The 21,052-nt window shown below is 55.7% G+C and carries 21 protein-coding genes; 13 read left to right on the top strand and 8 right to left on the bottom strand.

Features of this window, described 5'->3' with window-relative positions:
* The first annotated feature begins 12 nt into the window (after positions 1 to 12).
* Genes D5066_RS08100 through D5066_RS08090 form a run of 3 tightly spaced genes read left to right on the top strand, consistent with a single transcriptional unit; the run spans position 13 to position 4,060 of the window.
* Positions 13 to 1,416, top strand: a complete 1,404-nt coding sequence (locus D5066_RS08100; RefSeq protein ID WP_119915602.1) for a cytochrome ubiquinol oxidase subunit I — start codon at positions 13 to 15, stop codon at positions 1,414 to 1,416.
* Positions 1,416 to 2,426, top strand: coding sequence for a cytochrome d ubiquinol oxidase subunit II (gene cydB, locus D5066_RS08095; protein ID WP_119915601.1), 1,011 nt, complete (start codon positions 1,416 to 1,418; stop codon positions 2,424 to 2,426). Before D5066_RS08100 ends, cydB begins: the two co-directional genes overlap by 1 nt.
* 8 nt (positions 2,427 to 2,434) lie before the next feature.
* Positions 2,435 to 4,060 (top strand): alpha-amylase family protein, encoded by a 1,626-nt coding sequence (locus D5066_RS08090; protein ID WP_119915600.1) that lies wholly within the window; start codon positions 2,435 to 2,437, stop codon positions 4,058 to 4,060.
* Here D5066_RS08090 and D5066_RS08085 read toward each other — a convergent pair whose 3' ends face one another.
* The 4 genes from D5066_RS08085 to D5066_RS08070 are packed head-to-tail and all read right to left on the bottom strand — an operon-like array spanning position 4,061 to position 6,554.
* The gene (locus tag D5066_RS08085) at positions 4,061 to 5,047 is read right to left on the bottom strand and encodes an SDR family oxidoreductase (protein WP_119915599.1); all 987 of its coding nucleotides are present in this window, start codon (positions 5,045 to 5,047) and stop codon (positions 4,061 to 4,063) included. It abuts the gene before it with no gap.
* A gap of 17 nt (positions 5,048 to 5,064) precedes the next feature.
* Positions 5,065 to 5,583, bottom strand: a complete 519-nt coding sequence (locus tag D5066_RS08080; protein WP_080327138.1) for a 2-oxo-tetronate isomerase — start codon at positions 5,581 to 5,583, stop codon at positions 5,065 to 5,067.
* Between the two features lie 11 nt (positions 5,584 to 5,594).
* The gene (locus tag D5066_RS08075; protein WP_080327139.1) at positions 5,595 to 6,041 is read right to left on the bottom strand and encodes a DUF421 domain-containing protein; all 447 of its coding nucleotides are present in this window, start codon (positions 6,039 to 6,041) and stop codon (positions 5,595 to 5,597) included.
* 9 nt (positions 6,042 to 6,050) lie between these two features.
* On the bottom strand, positions 6,051 to 6,554 hold the full coding sequence (locus tag D5066_RS08070) for a hypothetical protein (protein ID WP_119915802.1): 504 nt from the start codon (positions 6,552 to 6,554) through the stop codon (positions 6,051 to 6,053).
* Between the two features lie 138 nt (positions 6,555 to 6,692).
* Here D5066_RS08070 and D5066_RS08065 point away from each other — a divergent pair, with 138 nt between their 5' ends.
* The 4 genes from D5066_RS08065 (at position 6,693) to D5066_RS08050 (ending at position 11,778) form a co-directional block, all read left to right on the top strand.
* Positions 6,693 to 7,082, top strand: a complete 390-nt coding sequence (locus D5066_RS08065; RefSeq protein WP_080327140.1) for a YdeI family stress tolerance OB fold protein — start codon at positions 6,693 to 6,695, stop codon at positions 7,080 to 7,082.
* 64 nt (positions 7,083 to 7,146) lie between these two features.
* Positions 7,147 to 8,031: an SDR family oxidoreductase gene (locus D5066_RS08060; RefSeq protein WP_119915598.1), complete on the top strand. Its 885-nt coding sequence runs from the start codon at positions 7,147 to 7,149 to the stop codon at positions 8,029 to 8,031.
* A gap of 182 nt (positions 8,032 to 8,213) precedes the next feature.
* Positions 8,214 to 9,137 carry a LysR substrate-binding domain-containing protein gene (locus D5066_RS08055; protein ID WP_080327142.1) on the top strand — a complete coding sequence of 308 codons (924 nt, stop codon included), beginning with the start codon at positions 8,214 to 8,216 and terminating at the stop codon, positions 9,135 to 9,137.
* Between the two features lie 259 nt (positions 9,138 to 9,396).
* Positions 9,397 to 11,778 (top strand): glucose/quinate/shikimate family membrane-bound PQQ-dependent dehydrogenase, encoded by a 2,382-nt coding sequence (locus D5066_RS08050; protein WP_119915597.1) that lies wholly within the window; start codon positions 9,397 to 9,399, stop codon positions 11,776 to 11,778.
* A 90-nt stretch (positions 11,779 to 11,868) separates the two neighbouring features.
* On the opposite strand, the gene D5066_RS08045 is transcribed toward D5066_RS08050, so the two are convergent.
* The 3 genes from D5066_RS08045 to D5066_RS08035 all read right to left on the bottom strand — a co-directional run bounded on the left by D5066_RS08045 (position 11,869) and on the right by D5066_RS08035 (position 15,146).
* Complete coding sequence (locus D5066_RS08045; RefSeq protein ID WP_119915596.1) at positions 11,869 to 13,560, bottom strand: methyl-accepting chemotaxis protein; 1,692 nt, start codon at positions 13,558 to 13,560, stop codon at positions 11,869 to 11,871.
* Between the two features lie 160 nt (positions 13,561 to 13,720).
* Positions 13,721 to 14,839, bottom strand: coding sequence for an S-(hydroxymethyl)glutathione dehydrogenase/class III alcohol dehydrogenase (locus D5066_RS08040; RefSeq protein WP_080327145.1), 1,119 nt, complete (start codon positions 14,837 to 14,839; stop codon positions 13,721 to 13,723).
* Between the two features lie 31 nt (positions 14,840 to 14,870).
* On the bottom strand, positions 14,871 to 15,146 hold the full coding sequence (locus D5066_RS08035) for a metal/formaldehyde-sensitive transcriptional repressor (RefSeq protein WP_080327146.1): 276 nt from the start codon (positions 15,144 to 15,146) through the stop codon (positions 14,871 to 14,873).
* A gap of 590 nt (positions 15,147 to 15,736) precedes the next feature.
* On the opposite strand from D5066_RS08035, the gene iraM reads away from it, so the two are divergent.
* Positions 15,737 to 16,168, top strand: coding sequence for an anti-adapter protein IraM (iraM, locus tag D5066_RS08030; protein ID WP_336431796.1), 432 nt, complete (start codon positions 15,737 to 15,739; stop codon positions 16,166 to 16,168).
* A gap of 169 nt (positions 16,169 to 16,337) precedes the next feature.
* Here the strand turns inward: iraM and D5066_RS08025 are convergent, their stop codons facing one another.
* A complete protein-coding gene (locus D5066_RS08025) occupies positions 16,338 to 17,264 on the bottom strand; it encodes a LysR family transcriptional regulator (protein WP_119915595.1) in 927 nt (308 codons plus the stop codon).
* A gap of 90 nt (positions 17,265 to 17,354) precedes the next feature.
* Here D5066_RS08025 and D5066_RS08020 point away from each other — a divergent pair, with 90 nt between their 5' ends.
* The 5 genes from D5066_RS08020 (at position 17,355) to D5066_RS08000 (ending at position 21,017) form a co-directional block, all read left to right on the top strand.
* Positions 17,355 to 17,831, top strand: a complete 477-nt coding sequence (locus D5066_RS08020) for a GNAT family N-acetyltransferase (protein WP_119915594.1) — start codon at positions 17,355 to 17,357, stop codon at positions 17,829 to 17,831.
* 122 nt (positions 17,832 to 17,953) lie between these two features.
* Positions 17,954 to 18,622 carry an epoxyqueuosine reductase QueH gene (locus tag D5066_RS08015; protein WP_119915593.1) on the top strand — a complete coding sequence of 223 codons (669 nt, stop codon included), beginning with the start codon at positions 17,954 to 17,956 and terminating at the stop codon, positions 18,620 to 18,622.
* A gap of 119 nt (positions 18,623 to 18,741) precedes the next feature.
* Complete coding sequence (locus D5066_RS08010; RefSeq protein WP_119915592.1) at positions 18,742 to 19,014, top strand: ElaB/YgaM/YqjD family protein; 273 nt, start codon at positions 18,742 to 18,744, stop codon at positions 19,012 to 19,014.
* Between the two features lie 178 nt (positions 19,015 to 19,192).
* The gene (locus D5066_RS08005; protein ID WP_080327151.1) at positions 19,193 to 19,936 is read left to right on the top strand and encodes a DeoR/GlpR family DNA-binding transcription regulator; all 744 of its coding nucleotides are present in this window, start codon (positions 19,193 to 19,195) and stop codon (positions 19,934 to 19,936) included.
* A 13-nt stretch (positions 19,937 to 19,949) separates the two neighbouring features.
* Positions 19,950 to 21,017, top strand: coding sequence for an oxidoreductase (locus tag D5066_RS08000; protein WP_119915591.1), 1,068 nt, complete (start codon positions 19,950 to 19,952; stop codon positions 21,015 to 21,017).
* The last annotated feature ends 35 nt before the right edge of the window (positions 21,018 to 21,052 follow it).

Genomic DNA, 21,052 nt, shown 5'->3' with positions numbered 1-21,052 from the left:
GAGGTACGGACCATGTTCGAACTTGATGCATTCCATCTCGCCAGAATTCAGTTCGCTTTTACCGTCTCGTTTCACATTCTTTTCCCGGCGATCACCATCGGTCTTGCCAGCTATCTGGTCGTGCTTGAAGGCATGTGGCTGCGCACCAAAAACGACGTCTGGCGCTCGCTGTACCACTTCTGGCTCAAGATATTTGCCGTCAACTTCGGCATGGGGGTGGTTTCCGGGCTGGTCATGGCGTATCAGTTCGGCACCAACTGGAGCGGGTTTTCACAGTTTGCGGGGAGCATCACCGGCCCGCTGCTGACCTACGAGGTGTTAACCGCCTTCTTCCTGGAAGCCGGTTTTCTTGGCGTCATGATGTTCGGCTGGAATAAGGTGGGGCCGGGCCTGCACTTCTTTTCAACCTGCATGGTAGCGCTCGGCACGCTGATGTCGACCTTCTGGATCCTTGCCTCTAACAGCTGGATGCATACCCCGCAGGGTTTCACCATTGAAAACGGTCAGGTCATTCCGCAGGACTGGCTGGCGATTATCTTTAACCCCTCCTTCCCTTACCGCCTTATTCATATGGCCATCGCCGCGTTCCTGAGCAGCGCGCTGTTTGTCGGCGCGTCGGGTGCATGGCATCTGCTTCGCGGTAACGATACGCCCGCCGTGCGCACGATGTTTTCCATGGCGATGTGGATGGCGCTGCTGGTTGCCCCCATCCAGGCCGTCGTGGGTGACATGCACGGCCTGAACACGCTTGAGCATCAGCCTGCCAAAATTGCCGCCATCGAGGGACACTGGGAAAATCCGCCCGGCGAGGCCACCCCGCTGCTGCTGTTTGGCCTGCCGGATATGGACGAGGAACGCACCAAATACGGCCTGGAGATCCCCGCGCTCGGCAGCCTTATCCTGACGCACAGCCTGGACAAACAGGTTCCGGCGCTGAAGGACTTTCCGAAAGAAGATCGTCCAAATTCAACCATCATCTTCTGGTCGTTCCGCATCATGGTCGGCATGGGTCTGCTGATGATTACCCTTGGGCTGGTCAGCCTCTGGCTACGCTATCGCCACCGGCTCTACCACTCGCGTGCGTTCCAGTGGTTTGCCCTCTGCATGGGGCCCGCGGGTCTGGTGGCACTGCTCGCTGGCTGGGTCACCACCGAAGTGGGGCGTCAGCCGTGGGTCGTCTACGGCTATCTGCGCACGATTGACGCGGTATCGCTGCACAGCACCCTGCAGATGAGCATTAGCCTGCTGGCGTTCTTCGTGGTCTACTCGTCGGTGTTTGGCGTGGGCTATGTGTACCTTATCCGGCTGATTAAGAAAGGGCCGCAGCCCGTCGAGACGCTGACGTCAAACACCTCGGGCACCCCTGCCCGTCCGCTGTCTGCCGCGGAGTCTGTTCCGGAACAGGAGAGAAACTGATGGGCGTCGATATCTCTGTTATCTGGTTTGCCATCATCGTCTTTGCCACGCTGATGTACATCATTATGGATGGCTTTGATTTGGGGATCGGCCTGCTGTTTAACTTCGTGGGCGATGCGAAAGAGCGCGATGTGATGGTCAACAGCGTGGCACCCGTCTGGGACGGCAACGAGACCTGGCTGGTGCTCGGCGGCGCGGGGCTGTTCGGCGCGTTTCCGCTGGCCTATGCGGTGATCATTGATGCGCTCACCATCCCCCTCACCGCCATGCTGATCGGCCTTATCTTTCGCGGCGTCGCCTTTGAGTTCCGCTTTAAAGCGACGCCCTCGCACCGTAAATTCTGGGACTACTCCTTCGCCGGCGGCTCCCTGCTCGCCACCTTCAGCCAGGGGATCGTCGTCGGGGCGGTGATCAACGGCTTTGACGTTGAGGGCCGCCGTTTCGTCGGCTCTGCGCTTGACTGGCTGACCCCCTTCAACCTCTTCTGCGGTATCGGGCTGGTCGTCGCCTATACGCTGCTGGGCACCACCTGGCTCATCATGAAGAGTGAAGGCGCGCTGCAAAACCGTATGCGCGAGTTGACCCGCCACGTGCTGCTGGCGCTGATGGTGGTCATCGCGGTGGTGAGCGTCTGGACGCCGCTCGGCTGGCAGTACGTCGCCGACCGCTGGTTCACCTTCCCTAACTTCTTCTGGTTCCTGCCGGTTCCGCTGCTGGTGGGCCTGTTCAGCGTGCTGATCTGGCGCCTGACCCGCACCCCAACCAGCCACGCGCGCCCCTTCCTGCTGACGCTGGGGCTGATCTTCCTCGGGTTTAGCGGGCTCGGTATCAGCCTGTGGCCAAACATCATTCCGCCGAACATCACCCTGTGGGAAGCCGCGGCGCCGCCTGCCAGCCAGCTGTTTATGCTGGTCGGGACCCTGCTGATCATTCCGGTGATTCTGGTGTACACCGCCTGGAGCTACTACGTCTTCCGGGGCAAAGTTTCGGATACTGAAGGCTATCACTGAGGAACGCTATGACGGACTGGCATACACGGGCCATTATCTACCAGATTGATACCGCGCTTTTTTACGATATGAACGGCGATGGCTGCGGGGACATCGCCGGGATCGCGGCCAAGCTGCGCTATATTCGCCGCATGGGGGCGACGGTTATCTGGATCACCCCATTTTACCTCACGCCCTTTCTGGATGAAGGCTATGACGTCAGCGACCATCTGCAGGTGGATCCCCGCTTCGGAAAGCTGGCCGATATCATCGCCTTTATCGAACAGGCCCGTGAACTGGGCATGCAGGTCATTATTGAACTGCTGATCCAGCACACCTCGGACGCTCATCCCTGGTTCCAGCAGGCCCGCCGCAATCCCGCCTCGCCCTATCGCGACTATTACCTCTGGTCGGATAACGACGACGACGACACGCCCCCCATGTTCCCCGGCGTGGAAAAAAGTATCTGGAGCTGGGATGACGAGGCCGGACAATATTACCGGCACATGTTTTACCGCCACGAGCCAGATCTGAACCTGACCTCGCCCGCCGTGCTTAAAGAGATTGAAAATATTATCCTCTTCTGGCTCAAGCTGGGGGTATCGGGATTTCGCCTGGATGCCGCATCACATCTCACGAAGCAGGCGGGCAACGGTGATGAAAAAAAGGGGCTGTGGATCCTGGAGCACATGCGCCGTCTCATCGAACAGCGTAACCCGGACGCCATCCTGCTCGGCGAAGTGGACGTAGACGTTGAGGTTTATAAAGACTATTTCGGCAATAACGACCGCCTGCATCTGGTGCTCAACTTCTGGCTCAACAAGTATTTCTACGTCAGCCTGGCCAGAAAAAGCGCCCGACCGCTGCGCAACGCGGTAAAAAAGATGATCGTCCCGCCTGATTCCTGCTGTTTTGCCAACTGGCTGCGCAACCACGATGAGCTGGATCTCGAGGGAATTAGCAAAAAAGATAAACAGTTTGTCCTCGACACGTTCGCCCCTGACGAAGAGATGAACGTCTATCAGCGCGGGATCCGCCGCCGCCTGGCGCCGATGCTGAATGGCGATCCAAAGCGGCTGGCGTTCTGCCACGCGGTGCTCTTTTCTCTGCCCGGCGTCCCGGTGATGCGCTACGGCGATGAAATCGGCATGGGTGACGACCTGGAGCTGGAGGAGCGCTATGCCGTTCGCACCCCGATGCAGTGGGCGGGCTCACAGGGCGGCGGTTTTTCCGCTGCCGATCCTGAAAAATTTATCGCGCCGATTATCGACCACGGCCCTTACCGCTATCAGAAAATCAACGTGGCCGATTCGCTGCTCCACCGCAACTCGCTTCTGCACCGGATTATCGATATTGCTAATACCCGCTCGGAGTTCCCCGAAATTGCCGTGGCGCCCTTTCGTCTCATCACTCTCGATCATGACGCGGTGCTGGGGATCTATTACGAGACCGACGAACGCAGCATCCTGACGTTCGTGAATTTTAGCGACCAGCCGGTGACGTTCAGCGCCAGAGGGATCCGCAACGCCACCTGGACCGCCTGCCTCGCGGACAAACGCTACGACGACGCGCTGGTGTGCGGCAAAACCGTCGAACTCAGTATTGGCGGCTACGGCTACCGCTGGTTCTGGACCCACCGCAGCGCGCTGCGCTGATTACCCTTTCCGGCGGGTCATCAGACGCGTCAGCATCACTCCTGCGACCGCGAGGGCACCCAGCGCCACCTTGCCTGGCATGCCGGAGGTAACGGAGGGCGCACGCGTTTTCGCTTCGTCAGTAAAACGCCCGTGAATTTTATGCAGGTCATTAACCGGCTGGTCGAGATAGTCCCGGCGATCCGGCGCGTTCAGTTCGTCGGTCATCTGTCCTTCCCACGCCTTTTTCACCATCAACCGATCGAGAAAGCCCGGGAAGAGAAACTGCCCGACAATCGACTGGATAGTGCTGCTCCCCACCCACAGTTCACGCACCGGTTTCTGTGCAACCTTAAAGATGGCGCTGGCGGCCACTTCAGGCTCAAAGACCGGCGGCACCGGGCGCATCGTCCAGGCGAACTTATTCCTTGCCCATTCGAACTGCGGCGTATTGAGTCCCGGCATCTGCACCATGGAAAGCTGAACCCGGCTGTTCTCATGCATCAACTCGGTACGCACCGCGTCTGTAAACCCACGTATCGCCGCTTTGGCCCCGCAGTAGGCCGACTGCAAAGGAATGGAGCGGTAGGCCAGCGCAGAACCAACCTGAATAATCACGCCCCTGTCGCGGGGCACCATTAGCTCCAGCGCGGCGCGGGTGCCGTTGACAAAGCCGAGGTAGGTAACGTCAGTCACGCGGCGAAATTCGTCCGGAGTAAGGGTGCGAAACGGTGCCAGCACCGCCCCCATGGCATTGTTGACCCACACATCAATCGCCCCGAGGCGGTACTCAATCTCGTTCGCAGCATCTACCACCGCCTGGCTGTCGGCCACGTCCGCCTGCACGGCGTGCGCATTGACGCCAAAGCGGCGCAGCTCTTCCTGAGTAGAGTGCAGGCTGGCTTCGTCACGGGCAATGATCCCCACGTGGTATCCTGCCTTTGCAAAGTGCAGCGCCGTGGCCTTCCCCACGCCTGCCGTCCCGCCGGTAATGACTACAACTGCCATAGAACCTCCGCATGAGTTCACTCAATTTTGCTGTCTGACAATTTTGTCACCAGTTCAGCCAGTGCAAACTGCACCGCTTTTTCCACCACATCCTGACAGTCTCCGGAGAAAAGGACGGTGCGGGTTTCCGTCTCACCGCCTATATTCCAGGCAAAACAGACCGTTCCCGCCGCCGTGCCGTCATCGCCGCCTTCCGGCCCCGCGTAGCCGCTAATGGCGATGCTGATATCTGCCTGCGCGATATCACGAATACTGGCAGCCATCTCGGTCACCGTCTGTTCACTGACCGCGGTATACCGCGCCAGCGTTTCAGGACGCACGCTGAGGATCCGCTGTTTTGCTTCATCGCTGAATACGACCAGCCCGACATCGTAAAAATCGGCCGTGTTCTCTTCTGCGCAGAGCGCCACCGAGAGCTTTCCGCCCGTGCAGGACTCCGCAGTCGTCAGTCGCAGCCCGGCATCGGTTAATTTACTCGCCAGTTTTTTAGTCAGTTCACTGACGGTATAATTTCGGTCGTGAAAAAGATTGCTCATTATGCCGCCTCTTATTTCTCGAAAGGAATGATTGAAATATGTCCATTGCGCTCAAGTATGGCATATTTAATATCACCTATCTTTGTAATACCATTATTCTGCCGGGCCGATACCAGAATATCATCGCAAGAGACGTCGACTTTTTTAAGTTTATCCGCTAAGGGGATGCCATCCTCAACCAGAATCACGGGCGTGCCGTCCAGAATATTCTCCACCGGAGAAAAATACTTTTTCATCAGACCAAAAATAATGTCAACCACCACCAGCGTGGTAATCGTAATCATCGCGCCGGTGACCGAAAAATCCTGCCCCAGCAGCGCCTGCTGGGTCGCTTCACTAATAATTAAAAGCAGAATGAGATCAAAGCTGGTCATCTGCAGCAGTGCGCGTCGTCCGGCTACTTTAAATACCACCACGAGGAACAGATAAATCGCCAGCGCACGAAAGACCATATCCATATCAGGCTCCTACGGGTAAATAAACTGCCAGACGTTAACCTCCGGCTCGTTGTTGACGCGGATGACGGTGTTCCATTTACCGGCTCCGGAAGGCGTCGTGAAGAACAACACAGAGAAACTGTCAGACTTTTTCAGGTCGTTATAGACCAAAAAGAGGGTTTTTTCGTGACTATACATTTTGTCTGGCTGCGGCCAGACGCTGCCCGGCTCATACGCATCGCTGCTTTCGCTGGTGATGCTTATGGTATTCATCCCCTCGACCTTCACCGGAAACGCGAACTGCATCCGGGTCTCGGTCTCCCGTCTGCCAAAGCGTTCATAGTTAACAGTGAGGGATTCAGCAGTATTCGTTTTAGCCGTATCGCTGACCATTCCGCTGGAAAACAGACCGGCAACGGCTGCAATGATAATACCCAGGAGCACGACAAAACCCACCTGACGAAATGCATATTCAAACCTCAGCAGGCGATAACTTTCATCTATCCCGGGTAAGCTTTCATTTTCACGTTTCATGGCCATCGTCACCGTTTCGCTTATTATCCGATACTTTTGATTTCTAACGCGAATGTTTTTAGGACTTATCACATTTGCCACATAAAGAAATAGCAACAATACTTAATAAGTCAAGACACTTAAAATGAAGGATATCAGATGAAATTATCACTTATTTCCGCTTTTTTGATATTTCTGGTTCCAGCCGCATGGGCAGATAATAACGGCGGGTTACAGAAAGGTGAAGCGCCGCCGCCTCCACACGCCCTTGACAGCGGATATCGCGGAACCGACGACGCGCGTATTATGACAATCGACCAGGCAAAACAAATGCACGACGGTGCGACTATTTCACTGCGCGGTAATCTTATTGACGGTAGCGGCGATAAGTTTGTATTTCAGGATAAAACCGGAAAAATCGACGTTATTATTCCCCAGGCAGTTTTCGACGGCAGAACGGTCAAACCCGACCAGATGATCAGCATCAACGGTTCGCTTGATAAAAAATCATCCCCTGCCGTCGTGCGTGTTGATCATATGCAGAAATAATTCTGCGAAGCGTTAACGCTGCAATTATCCATCAAATCTCACCCCTTGGCTTAAGGAGTCAGCTATGAGTGATACGACACAACGTACGAACGCTTACCCGCAGCCCCCGTTCCCGGAGCAGCCGCAAACGCCGCCGGGTCTGGCATCCGAAATGCAACCCGTCCCTGACCACGGCGAAACAAGCTATAAAGGACATGGTCGTCTTGCCGGTAAAAAAGCGCTGATCACCGGTGGGGATTCCGGTATTGGCCGCGCAGTGGCGATCGCCTATGCCCGTGAAGGGGCAGACGTTGCCATCAACTATCTGCCTGAAGAAGAGAAAGATGCCGCCGAGGTCATCGACCTGATCAAAGCGGAAGGTCGCAAGGCCATCGCGCTGCCGGGGGACGTCCGGGACGAAACCTTCTGCCAGAATATGGTCGAGGAAGCCGTGTCGAAACTGGGCGGGCTTGATATTCTGGTCAATAACGCCGGTCGCCAGCAGTACCGGGAATCCCTGGAAGAGCTGACCACCGAAGACTTTGACGCGACGTTTAAAACCAACGTTTACGCCCCGTTCTGGATCACCAAGGCGGCCCTGCACCACCTGAAAGCATCGTCCGTTATCATTAATACTTCTTCCGTTCAGGCGGTGAAGCCCAGCCCCGTACTGCTGGACTACGCCCAGACGAAAGCCTGTCTGGCCGTGTTTACCAAATCTTTAGCCAAACAGCTGGGGCCGAAAGGCATTCGCGTGAATGCGGTTGCGCCCGGCCCTTACTGGACGGTGCTGCAGTCCAGCGGCGGCCAGCCAATGGAGAAAGTGAAGGAGTTCGGCGGCGATACCCCGCTGGGGCGTCCGGGCCAGCCCGTGGAGATCGCCCCGCTGTACGTCACGCTGGCCTCGGATGAATGTTCATTTACGTCTGGTCAGGTCTGGTGTTCTGACGGCGGTGACGGCGTGATCTAAACCGGTTTGCAATTTACCCCTCCGCAATGAGCAATAAATGAACAAGGACGTTCGCTTATCGCCACTCCCGAAAAATATGTTGTAACTCAAACAGATCAGATGTTAAAAATATTTTGCTATCAGGTTATCAAAATTAAACAACTTAGCTTGTCACCCGCATCGCTCTGTTTTTAACATCGCCTATGGAAAAAAATGGTCTGTTCAGTCAGCGCATACGCTTGCGCCATTTGCATACATTTGTGGCCGTCGCTCAACAGGGAACGCTGGGGCGCGCGGCTGAAACTCTCAACCTGAGCCAGCCTGCTCTCTCGAAAACGCTGAACGAGCTGGAACAACTGACCGGCGCCCGACTGTTCGATCGCGGTCGGCTGGGCGCTCAGCTCACCCTGGTCGGCGAACAGTTCCTCACCCACGCCGTGAAGGTGCTGGATGCCCTCAATACCGCAGGCCAGTCTCTGCATCGAAAAGAAGAGCAATCCAGCGAGGTGGTGCGCGTGGGTGCCCTGCCAACCGCGGCGCTGGGCATTCTGCCGCCCGTTATCGGCCAGTTCCACAAACAGCAGCGGCATACCACGATCCAGGTTGCCACCATGAATAACACCATGCTGCTCGCGGGGCTGAAATCCGGCGAACTGGATCTCGGTATCGGTCGAATGTCCGACCCTGAACTGATGGGCGGTCTCAATTACGAACTGTTGTTCCTGGAATCGCTGAAGCTGGTGGTTCGTCCCGATCACCCGCTGCTGCAGGACACCGTGACGTTAAGCCGCGTGATGGAATGGCCTGTGGTGGTCTGCCCGAAAGGCACCGTCCCGCGTCAGACCGCGGAAGCACTGCTGCAGATGCAAGGTTGTACGCTGCCTTCTGGCTGTATCGAAACGCTGTCGGCCTCCTTATCACGCCAGCTCACGCTGGATTATGACTACGTCTGGTTCGTCCCCTCGGGCGCGGTAAAAGATGATTTACGCCAGGGCACGCTGACCGCTCTGCCAATCACTTCTCCTGGTGCCGGTGAACCCATCGGCATTTTGACCCGGGTTGACGCGCCACTCTCAACAGGCGCGCAGACGCTGCTGAGCGCTATCCGTAAATCTATGCCGGTTTGACCCTTCTCACACCCCCCTCACCCTAACCCTCTCCCCTTAGGGGAGAGGGAACTGTCCTGTGCCTTAATCAAATAATGCGGAATGATTCATTAACAATTGCGTAAAACAATTTAACAGTTTTATCATAACGGTGAATTCACCAAATGGTTCGTGAAATCGTTTGATAACCACGGATTCATTCGTATTAATCATTTCTCCCTCGCTTTTGTTACCCAACTGGTACATATACAGCGCGAAGGGGGATTTACAGGAGACAGAAATGGCATTTGGCAGCGCGCCGCGTGGAATACCTCGTATTCTGCAGTGGCTCCTTGCCGGACTGATGTTGCTCATCGGTCTGGCGGTCGGCGGACTGGGCTTTAAGCTCGCCACCGTAGGCGGAAGTTTTTACTTCGTAATAATGGGCGTGGTGATGGTCATTGCCGCGCTCCTGATTTTCCTCAATCGCAGCAGCGGGATCGTGCTTTATGGCATCGCGTTTATCGCCTCGCTGATCTGGGCGGTAAGCGATGCGGGCTGGGATTTCTGGCCGCTCTTCTCACGCCTCTTTACCTTTGCCGTACTGGCCTTCCTTTGCGCCATCGTCTGGCCTTTCCTGCGCGCGGCAAACCACAACGCCTCGAATAAGGCACCGGCGTTTACCGTTGCGGCCGTTCTGGCGGTGGCGATGCTGGTCAGCCTGGGGTGGATGTTTAAGCCGCAAACCCTGGTGACGGCGAACGAGCCCGTTCCGGTGAAGCCCGTCACACCCGGCGAGCAGCAAAAGAACTGGGAGCACTGGGGCAACACCACCCATGGCGACCGCTTCGCCGCGCTGGATCAAATTAACAAGCAAAACGTCAGCGACCTGAAAGTCGCGTGGGTGGCGCACACCGGGGATATTCCGCAGAGCAATGGCTCCGGTGCGGAAGATCAGAACACGCCATTGCAGGTTGGCGATACGCTGTATGTCTGCACCCCGTACAGTAAAGTGCTGGCGCTGGACGTGGATTCCGGGAAAGAAAAATGGCGTTATGATTCCAAAGCAACAGCGCCTAACTGGCAGCGCTGCCGCGGTCTGGGCTATTTTGAAGATCGCTCCAGCGTGACAACGTCACATACCGAGACGCAGCCTGCCGCCTGCCCTCGCCGTCTGTTCCTGCCAACCACCGATGCCCGCCTGATTGCCATCAACGCGGATACCGGCAAGGTCTGTGAAGACTTCGGTGACCATGGCACCGTGGATCTGAGCGTCGGCATGGGCGAGATCAAGCCGGGCTATTATCAGCAGACCTCCACGCCGCTGGTGGCCGGAAACGTCGTTGTCGTCGGCGGTCGCGTCGCGGATAACTTCTCCACCGGCGAACCGCCGGGGGTGGTGCGCGCATACGACGTTCACACCGGTAAGCTTGCCTGGGCGTGGGATCCGGGTAACCCGAACCTCACCGGCCTGCCGCCAGAAGGCCAGACCTACACACGCGGTACGCCGAACGTCTGGTCTGCGATGTCTTACGATGCAAAGCTGAACCTGATCTATCTGCCAACCGGCAACGCCACCCCGGACTTCTGGGCGGGCGAACGTACCGCGCTGGACGATAAATACAGCTCCTCCATCGTCGCCGTGGACGCCACCACCGGACAGGTGCGCTGGCATTTCCAGACCACCCACCACGATCTGTGGGATTTCGACCTGCCTTCCCAGCCGCTGCTGTACGACCTGCCTGACGGCAAAGGCGGCACCACGCCGGTGCTGGTGCAGACAAGCAAGCAGGGCATGATCTTTATGCTTAACCGTGAAACCGGCAAGCCGGTGGCGAAGGTAGAAGAACGTCCTGTCCCGGCGGGTAACGTCGAAGGCGAACGCTACTCCCCGACCCAGCCGTATTCCGTGGGCATGCCGATGATTGGCAACCAGACGCTGACCGAATCCGACATGTGGGGGGCGACGCCTGTTGACCTGCTGCTGTGCCGTATTCAGTTCAAAGAGATGCGCCATCAGGGCGTCTTCACCCCGCCTGGTCTCGACCGTTCCCTGCAGTTCCCCGGCTCGCTCGGCGGGATGAACTGGGGCAGCGTCTCCGTTGACCCGAACAATAGCCTGATGTTCGTCAACGATATGCGCCTGGGGCTGGCAAACTACATGGTGCCGCGCGCTAACGTGGCGAAAAACGCCAGCGGCATCGAGATGGGCATTGTCCCGATGGACGGTACCCCGTTCGGCGCAATGCGCGAACGCTTCCTGTCGCCGCTGGGTATTCCGTGCCAGAAGCCGCCGTTCGGCACCATGTCGGCCGTTGATCTGAAAACCGGCAAGCTGGTGTGGCAGGTACCGGTTGGTACCGTGGAAGATACCGGTCCGCTGGGCATTCGCATGCACATGCCGATCCCCATCGGGATGCCGACGCTGGGCGCATCGCTTTCTACCCAGTCCGGCCTGCTGTTCTTCGCCGGCACCCAGGATTTCTATCTGCGCGCGTTTGACACCGCCACCGGGAAAGAGATCTGGAAGGACCGTCTGCCGGTCGGCAGCCAGTCCGGCCCGATGACCTACGTTTCGCCGAAAACCGGTAAACAGTACATCATCATTAACGCGGGCGGTGCGCGCCAGTCACCGGATCGCGGTGATTACGTTATCGCGTATGCGTTACCCGATAAGCAGTAACGGATGAAAAAAGGGACCGAAAGGTCCCTTTTTTGTAGGCCAGCTTTGGTAGGTCGGGTAAGCGAAGCGCCACCCGACACGGCTGGCGAGTCAGAACGTCTCCCAGTTATCCCCCGAAACCGTCACCGCCGGACGCAGCGGCGTGCTCATTGCCACTGGCGCAGACGCTACCACGCGGCCAGTCTTCGTGCCGTTCAGACGAAACGCGCCAACCGCCTCGGTCAATCGTGCGCCCTGTTCTTCCAGCGACGCCGCCGCCGCGGAGGCCTCTTCCACCAGCGAGGCGTTCTGCTGCGTCACTTTATCCATCTCAGAAATGGCCTGGCTGACCTGCACGATACCGCGGCTCTGCTCGTCAGACGCGGCGGCGATCTCCAGCATGATGTCAGTGACGCGCTTCACCGCTTCGACGATTTCATTCATGGTGTTGCCTGCGGCAACGACCTCGCCAGACCCCTGGTCAATCAGCGATACCGATTCGTTAATCAGGCTTTCAATCTCTTTTGCTGCGTTGGCGCTGCGGCTGGCCAGGGTACGCACTTCGCTCGCCACCACGGCAAACCCGCGTCCCTGCTCGCCCGCGCGCGCCGCTTCTACCGCCGCGTTAAGCGCCAGGATATTGGTCTGGAAGGCGATGCTGTTAATCACCGCGGTAATCTCAGAGATTTTCTTCGAACTGCTGGAGATATTGCCCATGGTTTTGACCACGCCGGAAACCATCTGACCGCCGCGGCTGGCTTTCCCGGAGGCATCTTCCGCCAGCTTGCTGGCATGATGCGCGTTATCGGCGTTCTGTTTCACCGTCGCGGTCAGCTGCTCCATGCTGGCGGCAGTCTGTTCAATCGCGGCAGCCTGCTGCTCGGTGCGCGAAGAGAGATCGGTGTTACCGGCGGAAATTTCGCTGGTTCCACGGTAGATCTCTTCTGCCCCCTGACGCACGGTACCAACGGTGGTCTCCAGAGAGTGCTGCATGGTTTGCAGGTCACGCGTCAGTCGGCCAATTTCGCTGCGGCTCGTCGCATCGTCAGGCATCGTTAAATCGCCCTTCGCGATATTCTCGATGCGGGTGGCGGCACGCTGGAGCGGATTAATGACCGTCCGGCGCAGCACAATAAAGGTCAGCGCCGTCAGCACCAGCGCCAGCGCAAACGCGCCTACCATAAACATCAGGCCCAACTGCGTGCGGCTGTGCGCCTGCGCCGTCAGGGCATTCGCGCGGTCGGTGCGGATCTTAATCGCTTTCAGCAATACCGCATTATAGGCGTCATCCAACGGGCGCGCAGTTTCGTTTTCGTGATTGATGATGGCCTCGAACATGCCGTTTTTGGCAAATTTGACCATCGGCTGCAGCCCCGCAATATAGGCGTCATAGCGTGCTTTCAGGTCCGCATCCAGCGCTTCGTCCGCAGCGCTGCGCACGGAACGATTCATATAGGCGGTAAAGCTATCCTGAGACTGCTTAATACGCGTTTCTGCCTCGCGGATGTTCTGCTTCATGGCATCCATCTCCGCGATACGGCTTGCCGCCCCGGCGTGGATCATATTGATACGCGCGGTGCGCAGATGGTTTGAACTGTTGGACAGCCCCATACGCACCTGAATTTCTGATGTGACATCCTGCTGATCGGTATCTGCCTGCAGCAGGAAGTACCCCGCCAGACCTGAGCTCAAGGCAAACAGCAGAATAATGCCACCGAGAATGGAGGAAAACAGCGGAACCAGCCTGATGTGATGCAGGAAGCTCAGCTTGCGCTGCGCCTGCATCGAAGTAGTGTTGTCCATGACCGTCGACTCTCTTATAGGTAAGATGCGTAAAAACACGCCTGTTAGATAGTCATCGGCACGGTTGAGATTTAAATTACGGCTAAAAACGCCGCACTGGTCACACTTTAGTAAAGATTATTAAAGAAATGCCAGCGGCGAAAAACCGCTGGCAGAAGAGTTACTTGTCGCCGAAATGAATGACGGTACGGATGGATTTTCCTTCGTGCATCAGATCGAAAGCTTCGTTGATCTGCTCCAGCGGTAAACGGTGGGTAATAAACGGATCGAGCTGAATCTTTCCAACCATCGCATCTTCAACCATGCCCGGAAGCTGGGTACGCCCCTTCACGCCGCCAAACGCAGAACCGCGCCAGACGCGCCCGGTCACCAGCTGGAATGGACGGGTTTTGATCTCCTGACCCGCCCCGGCCACGCCGATGATGATGCTCTCGCCCCAGCCTTTATGGCAGCATTCCAGCGCGGAACGCATTACGTTGACGTTGCCGATACATTCAAAGCTGAAGTCCACGCCGCCGTCGGTCATCTCAACGATGACGTCCTGAATCGGTTTTTCGTGATCTTTCGGGTTCACGAAATCGGTCGCGCCCATTTCGCCCGCCAGCTTGAATTTCTCCGGGTTAGTATCGACCGCGATGATACGACCGGCCTTCGCCTGTACCGCGCCCTGAATCACCGCCAGGCCGATGCCGCCGAGACCGAACACCGCCACGGTGTCGCCTTCTTTGACTTTGGCCGTGTTATGCACCGCGCCAATGCCAGTGGTCACACCGCAGCCGAGCAGGCAGACTTTATCCAGCGGCGCCTGCGGGTTCACCTTCGCCAGCGAAATCTCCGCGCAAACGGTGTATTCGCTGAAGGTGCTGGTGCCCATGTAGTGATAAATTGGCTCACCGTTGTAGGAGAAACGGGTGGTACCGTCCGGCATCAGGCCCTTGCCCTGAGTGGCGCGCACGGCCTGGCAAAGATTAGTTTTGCCGGATTTACAGAACTTACACTCACCGCATTCTGCGGTGTACAGCGGGATAACGTGATCGCCAGGCTTCAGGCTGGTCACGCCCTCGCCCACTTCCACCACAACGCCACCGCCTTCATGACCCAGCACCGCCGGGAAGACGCCTTCCGGGTCATCACCGGAAAGCGTAAACGCATCGGTGTGACACACGCCGGTATGGGTAATTTTGATCAGCACCTCGCCTTTTTTCGGCGGTGCGACGTCGATTTCGACGATTTTCAGCGGCTGGCCGGGGCCAAATGCAACAGCTGCGCGAGATTTCATCATGTCTTCCCTTTTTGTCAGGTGTGTGGGTTTATTTTAGATAAGAGCGCAGCAAATGGCCGACTTCCGCCATGCGTACGGCTCGCTGATCCGGCGTGGTCTCTCCCGCCACCAGCTCATCTTTGAGGTGAATTTCAACCATTTCGCCCATCAGGCCATTGGCAGCCCCGCGCACGGCGGCAATTTGCTGCAGAATGGCCAGACAAGGCTCGCCCGACTCCAGCGCGCGCTCAAGGGCATCAACCTGGCCCCGAATGCGGCGGACGCGGGTAAGAATACGTTTTTTATCTTCGGGTGAATGCGGCATACGCCCTCCGCTGAGATACTATAGGGGGGTATGGTACCTGCTTAAGCAACCTGATGTAAACAGTCGTTCTGGATACGCATCAGCCTGAATGTGTTTGCCTATACAGCACAGTTTGATTCGGATAGCGATGCGTTGACGGTAAGAAACCTAACCAGGCTCTGGAAGAGCATAATCATACATAAGGCATTCTGAATAATTTCTCTTTGAAATGCTGGCATCTGCATTCGAATTCAGTCCTTTTCTATGGCTAACCCAGGAAAAAGCGCCTGTAGTACCCTTTATTCGGTGAATCAATAAGCAGCGTTGATAATAATTCAAAAAACTTTCTAAACTTTAAACCTGGTAACATATTGAAATGAAATCATTTCTGCCATGACTAAATTTTGTTTAATAATAAACCCCTCTCAGGAATGTTATTTTTTGCGTTCAGAATCTGTAAACGGTCAAAATCAAACCACTCCTCTTTTCATGTTTGATAAATAATTCATAACAATTATCAAAACCATGTTTCGCAAATCATTGTTATATATAGATAAAAAGCAGAGAACTTTAAAATAACGATCAATATCAATGAGTTACAATATTGATCGATGTCTCATCACGTGCTAAACCTAAATCCAGGTAAAAATATCTTATGGATGGAGAAAAGCATGATGTCGTGGCGAGTATTAAGTTCTGTCATTTGTCCTAACACAGGCGTCGTTTATTCGCACATAGTGGGTTTAAAATTATTAAGATTAATAATTTGGTACGAGAGTGACATCTATCTTTTGCCCGGAGACAGAATACATGCAGCAAAAAATGGAATTTTTGTAAATGGTGTGTTTAACCAAATAACCCTTTATAACGTCTCGCCATACAATGAGAACCTGTGGCACGAAATAAAAAACAAAATGGCCTGTCCTTTTAATAAAGAACCGGATTCAGAAGACTGCTCATATGCTGAGCATTGCAATGCGCGCAAATGCCCGCACGGATTTGAGACAACGCCTTTGATAATAAGAGTTCCCCGCAATAGCTAATCATTTAATGAATTAACTTTTTGATCCGCTGTCCCCCTCATTACAGGGACCGCATGCTTAACATATATTTTACTGAGATACCCACTGAAACCTATCAGTTACGGTCCCCGCGCGCCTGTCGATTGCTTGCGGCAGCGCGGGGCATCACTCAGATAGCCTATGTCATTAATCAATTTTCCCCCTGCTGCGCCAGCACCTGCAGCGCTTCTTTAAGCCAGCGGGTTGCGCCCCGCTGACCGCTGCGCTTATGCGAGTAAATTTTCACTTCAAAAGGTTGTATCGAAAACGGTAAAGGAAAAATCCTCAGTTCCGCTGCCGCAATCAGTTTCTCTGCGGCATAACGAGGAATCGCCATCAGCAGGTCGCTTTCCGCAACGATAAACGGCGCGCTGAGCATCGACGGCGTTTTGATCGCGATTTGGCGGGTATAGCCCAGCTGCTCAAGCCGCACGTCAAGAACGCCCTGCTTCTCATTCCACGGCGTCACCACCAGGTGTCGGGCAGCGAGGTAATCCTTCAGCGTCAACCGTGTCCGACGCGCGTTGCTGATGACCACATACTCATCTTTAAACCAGTCGATCTCTTCCAGTTCCGGATGACGGATATCATCCTGGGTGCTGAACCCCAGCGCGAGATCCACTTCGCCCGCCAGCAGTTCCGTCAGCGCCGGGCTGTGCGGCAGATAGCGCAATTCGAAACGCAACCCAGGGGCAGCAAGCTGCAGTTTGTGCATCAGCGCTGGGAAAATGCACAGCGCGGTAAAGTCCGTAATTCCAATTTGTAAGCTTTCAGTATTGCTGGCCGCGTCAAACTCCGGCTGCGGGGTCAACTCATGATTCAGAAACGACAGTGCGGAAGCAATGGAAGGCGCAAGCTGAGCGGCATACACGCTGGGGGACATACGATGCCCTTCCCGAAAAAAGAGCGGATCGTTGAGGGTCGTGCGCAAACGCGACAACGCATGGCTCAGTGCTGAAGTGCTCATGGCCAGCTCGTCGGCTGCCAGGCGAACCGAACGGTGGCGGTAAATGGCGTCAAAAACGGGCAGCAGGTTTAAATCAAGACGTTTCAGCGCCGGATGCATAATATTCATCATTTGTTGATTTCATTGCACTTAATTCTTCGGACAATACTCCGTATGCTTGACGCCATCAATCGAAACAGATGCAAAAAAACAGGAAAAACAATGAGCATAACCCTTCGTCAGGCCCGTCCCGAAGATGCCGCAGCCATTTACGCCATGATCTATGAGCTGGCGGTATATGAAAAAGCACCTGATGAGGTGGTAACCACGCCGGAAGAGATCCGGGAAACCCTCTTTGGGGCGGGCAGTAAAACCGAGGCGTTGATCGCGGAATTTGAAGGCAAGATCGTCGGCTATGCCGTATTCTTCACCAGCTATTCGACCTGGCTTGGACGCAACGGGATTTATATGGAAGACCTGTACATTTCCCCGGCGTATCGCGGTAAAGGCGCGGGCAGAGCGCTGCTGAAACATATCGCACAGCTCGCGGTAAAACGGCAGTGTGGCCGCCTTGAATGGAGCGTGCTGGACTGGAACCAGCCCGCCATTGATTTTTACCTGAGCATCGGCGCGCTGCCGCAGCCCGAATGGGTACGCTACCGTCTTGACGGCGAAGCGCTGCTCAAATTTGCCGAATAGCGGCGCCGCTCAGCGCGAGGATCCCGACCAGGCGGGATCTTCCGTTCCCATCAGTACAGTCTGAAGAGACTGATAACTTGTGCTACAATTCCATAAATTTCATTAACATATTGTAGAACAACATGAGTACAACTCCCTTCATCCGCCCGCAACTCACCCTGCCGAACTGCGCTGATAAACTTCTGCTGCACTCCTGCTGCGCCCCCTGCTCCGGTGAAGTCATGGAAGCGATTCAGGCTTCGGGCATTGATTACACCATTTTCTTCTATAACCCCAACATCCATCCGCAAAAGGAATACCTCATCCGTAAGGAGGAAAACATTCGTTTTGCCGAAAAACACGGCGTGCCGTTTGTCGATGCCGACTACGACACCGATAACTGGTTTGAACGCGCGAAAGGCATGGAGTGGGAACCCGAGCGCGGCGTCCGCTGCACCATGTGCTTTGACATGCGGTTCGAGCGCACCGCGCTTTATGCGGCAGAGAATGGTTTTAGCGTTATCAGCAGCTCGCTGGGGATCTCCCGCTGGAAGAATATGCAGCAGATCAATGACTGCGGCCAGCGTGCAGCGGCCCACTATCCGGGCATGGTCTACTGGGACTATAACTGGCGCAAACAGGGCGGCTCCTCACGCATGATTGAGATCAGCAAGCGGGAACAGTTTTACCAGCAGGAGTATTGCGGCTGCGTATATTCCCTTCGGGACAGTAACCTGCACCGTAAATCTCAGAGCCGTCCGCTTATCCGGATCGGCAAACTCTATTACGGTCAGGATGAGAACGACAAATAACGCGCTCCTGACATGGAGATATATCTGAAAACAGGCGTATTTGCCCCGTAATTTAGCGTTTCGCCTCTCATCTTTTCCGAGAGAGGCTATCCTTTATGTATCTACAAAAGGAGGCCAAAATGTCTGATTTCGATACTGATAAAAACACGCAATTTGCTGAAGACAAAGCAAAAAATAAATTTGATGAACTTGCAGGTTCAGCGCAGCAGCAGTTTGGTGAATTCGTTGATTCACCAAAACATCAGGTTAAAGGTGCTGCTAAAAAATATGCTGCTCAGGCCAGCGATGCCGTTTCTGATGTGACGGAAGCGGTCAGAAATAATCCACTAACCGGGCTGATTGCTGCCGGTGCAGTGGGTATTGTTCTCGGTCTGCTGCTGGGACGTAAATAACTTCAGCCCTTCGGGGCTTTATTTTCCCTCTCCATTTATTCCGATATTTCCTTAATATCACCGAAATCATTCCTCATCTGATTCATCCTCCTGCATCTTGCCCCTGTCAGCCCTCTTCCCTCTGCGTCAAAATGCTGTATTATGCAAACTATTGCGACATTTTGCAGGATTGCTGCCCATGCACAAAACCGCGCGTCAACGCTATGTTCTTGACCTCCTCAGTGAGCAAGGCCAGGCCAGCATCACCGACCTGGCAGACAAGCTGCAGGTGTCAGCGGATACCATCCGTCGGGATCTCACCGACCTGGAAAACCAGGGTCTGGCGCAGAAGAACCACGGCGGGGCTATCGCGCTGAATCTTTCCGCCATGAATCGTCATAACCGCAACACGCTCCTGCCGGAAACCAAACAGCGTTTAGGTAAGCAGGTCGCGCAGGCGATTCCATCCGGTTCCACCCTGTTTCTGGATGCCGGCAGCACGGTGATGGCCGTCGCCACTTTTCTTCAGGGACCTCACACCGTGATCACCACTTCGCTGGATATCGCCCAGCATTTTAGTGACCGCGAAGATATTGAGCTGATCCTGCTCGGCGGAAAATGGGACCCGAAGCAGCGCCTGTTTGCCGGAAGCGCCACATTGTCGCTGCTGTCCCGCTACCGGGCAGACATCGCCATTCTTGGGGCGTGTGCTATTCATGCCGAACTCGGTTTGAGTGCCGGTAAAGAAGCGGATGCCGAGGTTAAGCGCGCGATGCTGGCGGCAAGCCATGCGCACTGGATCGTCGCCGATCATCTGAAAGTTAACCGCTGCGAACCGTATCTGGTTTCCGGGTTATCTGACATTCAACAACTCTTTTTAGATCGTCCCTGGCCTGAGCTTGGGGACCATAGCGCATTGCAGGTCACGGTGTGCGCGCAATAACGTGGAGAAGGTCATGAGTACAGTTAAAACAATTAACATTGCGCTGATCGGGTATGGTTTTGTCGGTAAAACCTTCCATGCCCCGCTGATCCAGTCCGTGGATGGGCTTAAGCTGGCGGTGGTCTCTTCTCGTGATGAAGAGAAGGTCAAACGCGATCTGCCGGACGTACTGGTGGTAGCCACGCCGGAAGAAGCCATTCAACACCCTGATATCGACCTGGTGGTGATTGCTTCCCCTAACGCCACGCACGCGCCGCTGGCGACGCTGGCCCTGAACTCAGGTAAGCATGTCGTCGTGGATAAGCCCTTTACCCTCGACATGCAGGAGGCCCGCGACCTGATTACGCTGGCGGATGAAAAGCAGCTTCTGCTTTCCGTCTTTCACAACCGCCGCTGGGACAGCGATTTCCTCGGCATTAAACAGATTATTGAGCAAGGCACGCTCGGCAAGGTTAAGCACCTGGAGTCGCATATTGACCGCTTCCGCCCGGAAGTCCGCGTGCGCTGGCGCGAGCAGAACGTGCCCGGCAGCGGCCTGTGGTTTGACCTTGGTCCGCACCTGATTGACCAGACGCTTCAGATCTTTGGCCTGCCGCAGTCGGTTCAGGGCAATATCGCGACGCTGCGCGACGGCGCAGAGGTGAATGACTGGGCGCACGTGGTCCTCAATTACCCGGAACATAAGGTGGTTCTGCACGCCAGCATGCTGGTGGCTGGCGGTACGGCACGCTTTTCCGTCCACGGAGATAAAGGGAGCGTGGTGAAAGCCAGAATCGATCAGCAGGAGGCGCAACTGCTTGCTGGCGTGATCCCCGGCAGTGAAGCCTGGGGTGAAGACGACGACAGCATGGTGTTCTTTGGCGCTAACGGCGAACCGCAGACGATAACGACACCGAAGGGCGATCAGCGCCAGTATTACATCAACGTACGTGATGCGTTGCTCGGGAAAATCACCAATCCCGTTCACCCTGTCGAGGCGCTAGCGGTCATGGCCGTGCTGGAAGCGGCGGTGAAATCGTCGGATACGGGTGCGACGCAGACGCTGGCGTTAACGGCTGAGGAGCATGCTCTGCTGGGTTAAAAAACAAGCCGGGTGGCGCTGCTCCACCCGGCAAG

Source organism: Enterobacter chuandaensis (assembly GCF_003594915.1).
GTDB lineage: Bacteria > Pseudomonadota > Gammaproteobacteria > Enterobacterales > Enterobacteriaceae > Enterobacter > Enterobacter chuandaensis.
Note: the sequence above shows the minus strand (reverse complement) of the source record. Positions and strands in the feature narration are given on the sequence as shown.